At 45.0% G+C, this 8062-nt stretch carries 8 protein-coding genes and 1 pseudogene; 5 read left to right on the top strand and 4 right to left on the bottom strand.

Features of this window, described 5'->3' with window-relative positions:
* The first annotated feature begins 373 nt into the window (after positions 1–373).
* From pcnB to pgi, 5 genes are all read left to right on the top strand, one after another.
* On the top strand, positions 374–1675 hold the full coding sequence (gene pcnB, locus A3763_RS19375) for a polynucleotide adenylyltransferase PcnB (protein WP_082865097.1): 1302 nt from the start codon (positions 374–376) through the stop codon (positions 1673–1675).
* A complete protein-coding gene (gene folK, locus A3763_RS19370; protein ID WP_231872258.1) occupies positions 1626–2231 on the top strand; it encodes a 2-amino-4-hydroxy-6-hydroxymethyldihydropteridine diphosphokinase in 606 nt (201 codons plus the stop codon). The genes pcnB and folK (A3763_RS19370) overlap by 50 nt, the downstream gene beginning before the upstream one ends.
* Positions 2232–2329: 98 nt before the next feature.
* On the top strand, positions 2330–3124 hold the full coding sequence (panB, locus tag A3763_RS19365; RefSeq protein ID WP_197469979.1) for a 3-methyl-2-oxobutanoate hydroxymethyltransferase: 795 nt from the start codon (positions 2330–2332) through the stop codon (positions 3122–3124).
* A gap of 13 nt (positions 3125–3137) precedes the next feature.
* Positions 3138–3986, top strand: coding sequence for a pantoate--beta-alanine ligase (gene panC / locus A3763_RS19360; protein ID WP_068553021.1), 849 nt, complete (start codon positions 3138–3140; stop codon positions 3984–3986).
* Between the two features lie 21 nt (positions 3987–4007).
* Positions 4008–5681: a glucose-6-phosphate isomerase gene (pgi, locus tag A3763_RS19355; protein WP_068553022.1), complete on the top strand. Its 1674-nt coding sequence runs from the start codon at positions 4008–4010 to the stop codon at positions 5679–5681.
* 2 nt (positions 5682–5683) lie between these two features.
* On the opposite strand, the gene folK (A3763_RS19350) is transcribed toward pgi, so the two are convergent.
* From folK (A3763_RS19350) to A3763_RS28905, 4 genes and pseudogenes are all read right to left on the bottom strand, one after another.
* Positions 5684–6202, bottom strand: coding sequence for a 2-amino-4-hydroxy-6-hydroxymethyldihydropteridine diphosphokinase (gene folK, locus A3763_RS19350; protein WP_068509996.1), 519 nt, complete (start codon positions 6200–6202; stop codon positions 5684–5686).
* Positions 6195–6575, bottom strand: coding sequence for a dihydroneopterin aldolase (folB, locus tag A3763_RS19345; protein WP_068509994.1), 381 nt, complete (start codon positions 6573–6575; stop codon positions 6195–6197). Before folB ends, folK (A3763_RS19350) begins: the two co-directional genes overlap by 8 nt.
* 28 nt (positions 6576–6603) lie before the next feature.
* Positions 6604–7644: a tRNA (adenosine(37)-N6)-threonylcarbamoyltransferase complex transferase subunit TsaD gene (tsaD, locus tag A3763_RS19340; protein WP_068509992.1), complete on the bottom strand. Its 1041-nt coding sequence runs from the start codon at positions 7642–7644 to the stop codon at positions 6604–6606.
* A 27-nt stretch (positions 7645–7671) separates the two neighbouring features.
* A pseudogene (locus A3763_RS28905) lies at positions 7672–8062 on the bottom strand (exopolyphosphatase); the annotation flags it as partial.

The following is an 8062-nucleotide window of genomic DNA, read 5'->3' as shown; positions in this document are numbered from 1 at the left end:
AGTGGCACTAGTCCTAAACCGGATAACTTTATTTTAGCTACCGCTCTGAGTATTCAAATTGCTCTGTTTACATGCAAAGGTGTGAGCTTTTGCCCTAAAGCACAGACATGGATTCACAACAACAAAAAATTTAGAGTCTGCTCTTTTAAGCATGAAAAGGTCAATCACGGAGAGCGTTTGATCTTTTCATGCAAAGTCATTCCCCCTCTCTTTTCTTATTATTACTTGTGTTGCTACTTTTTCTGGTACAGTTTTCTCTTTAGATAAACTCTTGGCCTTGGTCTATGGTAAAGTATGGCTTCATAAAACGTAAGGCTGATAGAGCCCCTCAAGGTCTTAGTACTTCGTAACCCACAACAATGATTGTTTAAACATGTCCAGACTGTCTCCTTCCATTATACCTCGCGACCAACATCCCGTTTCTCGTAGCCAAATTAGCCCATCGGCGTTAAAGGTTATGCATCGCTTACATAATAGCGGCTATGAGGCGTATCTGGTTGGTGGTGGTGTCAGGGATATTTTGCTCGGCCAAAATCCTAAAGATTTTGATATTGCGACCAATGCACACCCTGAGGAGGTACATGCTCTTTTTAAGAATTCACGTTTAATTGGTCGTCGCTTTAAGCTCGTCCATATCCTGTTTGGCCGCGAGATTATCGAGGTTGCTACCTTCCGTGGAAGCGTAAACCAACAGGACGAAAAACAATCAGAGCATGGCATGCTGCTTAGAGACAATGAATATGGCAGTATCGATGAAGATGCTGTGCGAAGAGACTTTACGATAAACGCTCTCTATTACAGCCCTAAAGACTTTTGTATTTACGACTATGTCGATAGCCTGGACGATATTAAGCAGGGTCTGATCAACATTATTGGCGACCCGGAAACACGCTATAGGGAAGATCCGGTTCGGATGATCAGAGCTTTGCGTTTCGCGGCTAAACTAGACTTTGATATCGAAGAAGAGACCAGCGGTGCCATACGAGAGCACGGTCAGCTATTGTCCAACGTTGCAGCAGCACGTTTGTTCGATGAGATTCTAAAACTGTTTCTCTCTGGCTATGGATTGAAAATTTTTCACCTCTTAGTCGACTATGGGCTATTTAAGCCCTTGTTCCCAGCTATTGCTCATACCTTGGAAAACAGTGATAAGAGTGCTATCTATAAGAAAATGCTCGAGGCAGGCTTAACAAATACTGATCAACGAATTCATCAAGAAAAACCCGTCACACCAGCATTTCTGTATGCAACTCTTCTATGGCCTGAAGTCGATAGACTGTGGTCACAACTTATTGAAGAAGGCGTTCCCGAATTTCCTGCATTACAACAAGCAGGGCAACTTACACTTCAAAGCCAACTACCTCATATATCTATACCCAAGCGCTTCACCTTAATGATGAAGGAAATATGGGAATACCAAATCAGACTCACTAAGACTCACGGCAAGCGGCCTTTCCACCTCGCTGAACAGCAACGATTCAGGGCTGCCTATGACTTTTTGTTGTTACGGGAGCAAGCTGGTGAACCTGTCGGCGAACTCGCTAAGTGGTGGACTGAATTCCAAATCAAGCACCCTTCTGCTGTTTATAACAAAGCTAATCATCGAAAAAAGCGTGAGACACCTGGTGCTGACCGCCGAAAGACCCGACAATCACGACGTCCAAAGCGATCATAATGCTGCAGGTATAAGTCAGCAGGAACTGTTCGGCGAGAAGAAAAAGCTAGTCATGAAACTAAATCAAGTACTCATCGGTATTGGTAGCAACCTGGAAAGTCCTCGTCTTCAAGTAATAAAGGCGATAGAAGCCCTATCCCGGCATCCTGAACTAAAGCTAATGTCATCATCATCACTATACAGTAGCTGCCCTCAAGGGCCTCAGGATCAAGATGACTTCGTCAATGCAGTCATCTGGCTTGAAACCGCTCTGGAACCACTCGCTTTGTTAAAGTGTACTCAAACACTTGAAGCCGAATTCGGGCGTATAAAGACTCGGCATTGGGGGGAGCGAATCATCGACCTGGATATTCTATTCTATAACGATGAAACGCTATCAAGCGACGACCCTGACTTACGCATTCCTCACCCTTATGCGCTGGAACGAGACTTTGTGCTGGTACCAGCAATCGAAATTGCGCCTGCTTGGACGCTTCCCGATACATCGACCCTAGAACAACATCTTTCTTCGTGCAGCGAGCATAATTTACTTCGTTTAGATGGCACTCCGACTTGAGTCTCGCGAAACAAGTAGCTAATCTACGCACAAGCTAAGCTCTGTCATAGATTATCAGTAGTCGGTTTTATACTACTGTGAAAACTAAGGATTATATGATGAAAACGACAACCCTGAGCCTTCGTAAACTAAAAGAGTCCAATGGAAAATTCTCCTGTGTCACAGCCTATGACGCAACCTTTGCTAAGTTAGCGTCGGATGCTGGTATCGACGTTTTATTAGTCGGCGACTCTCTAGGCATGGTGTTACAAGGTCAGGACTCGACATTGCCTGTTAGTATTGATGACATGGTCTATCACACTCAATGTGTTAGCAGAGGCGCTCAGTCTCCCTTAATTATGGCCGATATGCCTTTTAATACCCTGAATAGCCCTCACGATACCTTGAACTATGGTGGACAGTTGATGCAAGCAGGTGCCCATATTATCAAGCTAGAAGGCGGCGAGTGGCTTGCAGAGTATATTGAAGCCTTAAGTGATCGAGGCATTCCTGTTTGTGCACATTTGGGTTTAACGCCTCAGTCTGTCAATAAGTTAGGCGGCTATCGCGTTCAAGGCAAGGAAGCTGAAAAAGCTAACGCCATGATTAATACTGCGCGCGCCCTTGAAGAGGCCGGTGCCGATATGATCTTACTTGAGTGCGTACCCACCTCACTCGCTGAGCTCATTACCAAGAAAGTTAGTGTCCCTGTCATCGGAATTGGTGCGGGGAATGTTACCGATGGTCAGGTCTTGGTGATGCATGATCTCCTTGGAATTACTTCCGGACATAAGCCTAAGTTCGTAAAAAACTTCATGCAAGGCGCCGGTTCAGTGCAACAGGCCTTCGAGCACTACGACCAAGCGGTTAAGTCCGGCGAATTCCCTTCTGCCGATTATAGTTTTGCAGGCTAAACGAGACTCAAGCATGATCACCGTTAACAGTATTATTGCACTACGAAAAGTTATCAAAGAAGCTAGACAAGCCGGTAAAGTAATCGGCTTTGTACCCACTATGGGCAATCTTCATGAAGGCCATCTCAGTCTTATCGATCGTGCCCGCCAAGAAGCAGACTTAGTTGTCAGCAGTATCTTTGTAAATCCTATGCAGTTTGGTGAGAACGAGGATCTTGATGCCTACCCTAGAACACTTGAAGATGATAGTAAGCACTTACGTAGTAGATATTGTGATGTCTTGTTCGCACCACCTGTTAGCGAGATCTATCCAAACGGCTTAGCTGAAGAAACCAGAGTGGATGTGCCTGCTCTCGGAGATTATCACTGCGGCGCCAGTCGTTCCGGTCACTTCATTGGTGTCGCCACCGTCGTCACCAAGCTATTTAATATGGTGCAACCAGATATTGCAGTATTTGGTGAAAAAGACTTCCAACAATTAGCGATTATTCGCAAGATGGTTTCCGACCTTTGTATGCCTGTTTCTATCATTGGCGTCCCAACATCTCGGGAAGAGTCAGGTCTAGCCCGCAGCTCTCGCAATGGTTACCTTAGCCAGCAAGAAAAGCAAACTGCCGCTAAGATTTACCAGCTATTGCAACATTGTGCTGCGCAGCTTCAGGCTGGCGAACGGGATATCACTGCATTATGCGAGGACGCCAAATCACACTTGGTTAAAAATGGCTTTAAACCCGATTACTTCAATATAGCCAAGCCCACAACACTTGCTCCTTCACAAGAAACAGATACAGCTTTCGTAATTTTATTAGCCGCGTATTTGGGCTCAACCCGTTTAATTGATAATATAACGGTGAATCTTTAACCATCGATATTGAGTAACACTATGACATTGGATGTATTACCTAGTTACCAAGCATTAAAGGATCATGCCAAATTCATTACTAAGCTTCATGTAAAAGACCTATTTGAAGGTGATCCTAAGCGCTTTGATCGCTACTCCTTTCAGGCACCACATGTCTTTTATGATTATTCAAAAAACCGTGTCACCGAGGAAACGATTTCGCTCTTATCTCAGCTCACTGCTGAAGCAGGGCTTGAAGCAAAGGTTAAGGCCTTGTTTTGTGGCACAGGAGAGAATGGAGACTTACTGAACAACACAGAGGACAGAGGCGTCTTACATACGGCCTTACGACTTCCAAAGTCTAGCCTGACTCAAACTACTAGCTATTCGCCTAGCCAAGATATATTGGATGAAATCCTTGAATGTCGAATTCAAATTCAAGAATTCGTTGATAAAATACACCAACAGGAAGTTCTTGGTTACACCGGAAAACCCATTGATACTCTCGTTAGTATCGGCATTGGGGGCTCTTATCTAGGCCCCAAAACAGTTACCGAAGCACTATCACCCATCGCCAAAGAAGGCCTGAGTTGTCACTATATTGCTAACGTAGACAGTAGCGATAGCCACCAAGTGCTCTCTCAGATCGTACCTGAATCCACCATTTTCCTGATTCAGTCTAAGTCCTTCGGTACACAGGAAACACTTACAAATGCTCAAACTGTAAAGAACTTTCTACTAGAGCACGGAATGCTTCAAGAAGACCTTGGCATGCATCTCTATGCTGTGAGCAGTAATATCGAAGCTGCGATAGCCTTTGGAGTTAAGGAAGAAAATATCTTCCCTATGTGGGACTGGGTAGGAGGGCGCTATTCACTCTGGTCTGCAATTGGTCTTCCAATCGCATTTATGATTGGCAATGAGCACTTCGAAGCCTTGCTACAAGGCGCACACGAAATGGATGAGCATTTTATCTCAGCTCCCTTTGAGCAGAATATGCCAAGCCTGATGGCAATGCTAGGCATTTGGTACCACAGTTTCTTTGGCGCCGACTCACATGCCGTAATGCCTTATGATCAGTATCTGAGCTTTCTTCCTGATCACCTCCAGCAATTAGATATGGAGAGTAACGGCAAACACGTATCTACAAAAGGTAAAGCTCTTACTTACCATACAGGCCCTATAATATGGGGGGGTACTGGAACTAACGGCCAACATGCTTTCCACCAGTTATTGCATCAGGGCACTAAACTAATCCCATGTGACTTCATTGCTACGCTTGATACGCATCACCCATCAGGCTCTCATCATAAGATGTTATTGGCTAACTGCCTGAGCCAAACTCAAGCCTTGATGCAGGGGCGTAGTGAAAGGCAGGCTTTTCAAGAATTATTAAATAGGGGTTACGACGAACCCAAAGCCAAACTCATAGCCAAGCATATGGAGCACAAAGGTAATCAACCCAGTAATACCTTTCTTATTGAGAAAACGCTGCCAAAGAGCGTCGGTGCCCTAATTGCCGCCTACGAACATAAAGTTTTCGTTCAGGGTGTAATATGGGAGCTTAATTCTTTTGATCAGTGGGGAGTAGAGTTAGGTAAAAAGCTAGGTAACGAAGTACTCAAACAACTGGAAGACGCTGATTCCAACATTGCTGCAGATTCTTCTACTGCCGGTTTAATCGCTGAATACCACCGATTTCATGAAAACAAATAAGCTTAAGGCTTGAGAATAGCAGCAACTGAACTTGGATCAATTCGCCATACCTTTTGCTTCGCTTCGATTTCTACTTGCTTAAGCTGCCATAAGACTTGGTAGCTTAAGCCAGTTTTGCTATCGATATCATCCGGTGCTAACTCAGCCATCGGCCATAGAACAAAGCCATTGTAGTATAGCTCCGGCCTCGGGAGCTCAACTCCATCATGAAAACCTGTCAGTTGCCCGTAACTGACCACATCAATATCTAGCGTTCTTGGTGCAAAGTGTTTATCTCCGCGCAGGCGGCCGTGGCTATCTTCAATTGTTTTTAATGCCTTTATAACCTTGGGCAAGCTTAGCTCTGTTTCGATTGATACCGCCATGTTATAGAAACACGCACCGTCAAAACCAACCGGCTCACTTTCATAAATTGAAGACAAAGATAAGTCACCAAAGGTCCGTTTCAGGCTGCTCAGGCCCGAGCGAAAGTTCTGATCACGTTCAACATTTGAGCCCAGATTCAAGAATACCTTAGGCATGGCTATGCTGCTCTCGTGTTCGCTTCACTCTAACGCCAACTGATCTTGTGTTTGGAACTGCGCCAGGCTTACTTATTTTTAGTTCTATCGCGCTAATTGCAAAGCTATTAAATAGCGATGCGGCTATTTTGTCTGCTAGATACTCCAATAACTGATGGTGTTTGGCTAAGGTAATGCGCTCAATCTCCTGGCAAACCGCCACATAATCAATAGCATCTTCTATGGCATCTGATTCTGCTGCGGCTGAAAAGTCACACACTAGAGCAAGGTCAAACAACAATGTTTGCTTGATCTGCTTTTCCCATTCGAACACACCTATTGAGGCGTCAATTTCGAGCTTTTCAATTAATACCTCAGAGTAATCTTGAGCCATCAAATTAACCTATTGTCAGGATTAAAATCTAGCCTAGTGCAGGCAGCGTATCTAGTGGCCAACGTGCTTGTACTGCAAACTCATGATTTGAGCCCTGGCCTGCCTGCAAGCGCTGATAGCCGGCATAAGCGATCATTGCACCATTATCCGTACAAAACTCCGGACGAGCATAAGAAACCCTGGCACCCAGTTTTTTTACCATTGGCTCCAGAGTCTGTCGGAGATGCGTATTGGCACTCACACCGCCTGCAATAACGAGCGTTTTCATCCCTGTTTGTTCAAGGGCTCGTTTACATTTAATTCTAAGCGTATCAACAACTGCCTCTTCAAATGCTAGCGCGATCCTTGCCTGATCATCTTTATCCAACTCTTTCTTAGCACGGACATCATTTACCGTGTTCAAGGTAAAAGTTTTCAGGCCACTAAAACTAAAATCCAGTCCTGGCCGATCTGTCATTGGACGGGGAAATCGATAAGGTGTTCCACCAAGCTCTGTTCGGGCATATTCAGCCAGTTTCGCAATTCGGGGACCTCCCGGGTAATCGAGCCCTAACATTTTCGCCGCTTTATCAAAGGCTTCACCTGCCGCATCATCTAATGACTCACCCAGAATTTCATATTCACCAATAGACTGCACTGAAACCAATTGAGTATGGCCACCCGATACAAGTAAACCAATAAAGGGGAATTCCGGTGGACTATCTTCTAGCATCGGCGCCAGTAAGTGTCCTTCCATGTGGTGTACACCGATAATGGGGATATCAAGCGCCATCGCTAAGGCATTCGCAATGGAAGCACCGACCATCAGCGCTCCTACTAATCCCGGCCCTGCAGTATAGGCAATCGCATCAATATCGCCCTTCTCTAGCCCAGCTTCTTTGAGAATAGCGTCTATTAAAGGAATGGTTTTTCTTACATGATCTCTAGAAGCTAATTCCGGGACAACACCACCATAGTCCGCATGCATCTCTACTTGGGAATATAACTGGTGTGCAAGCAAACCTTTCTCACTATGATATAAAGCAACACCGGTCTCATCGCAAGATGACTCAATACCTAAAACAATCATTAAGAATCTCGTGTAGTTGGAAAGTCGTCAATCTTTAGCTAGCAGTAGAAGAAAGCCCTGCTTACGTAACAAGTCTTGCTCTAACTCCAAGATCGACGTATTTAAGGGATTTGCCTCAAACCAGCCTTTCCCCATACTAAGGGATAAGCACTCGTCCTGAGCCCTTAGGGTGAAATCCGTTTCAGCTTGATTACGTTCTGCTGTCAGCGCAACCGCCAGTCTGAATATTGTGCACAGGCGCTTCAGTGTTTGCGTTTCCTGTTTACTCATTCCAATAAAAGGCTCATCACTAAATTTCCGTCTGTGAGTACGTACTATCACAGAAAGGTGCAGCTGAGTTAATCTCGAGAAACCTGGTAGGTCAGAGTGATAAACGAGATAAGCACCATGCCGGTGGTATTGTGCATGAGCAATAGAG

It is taken from the genome of Oleiphilus sp. HI0128 (assembly GCF_001635365.1).
The sequence above is the reverse complement of the archived record's forward strand: the minus strand, read 5'-3'. Positions and strand labels throughout refer to the sequence as shown.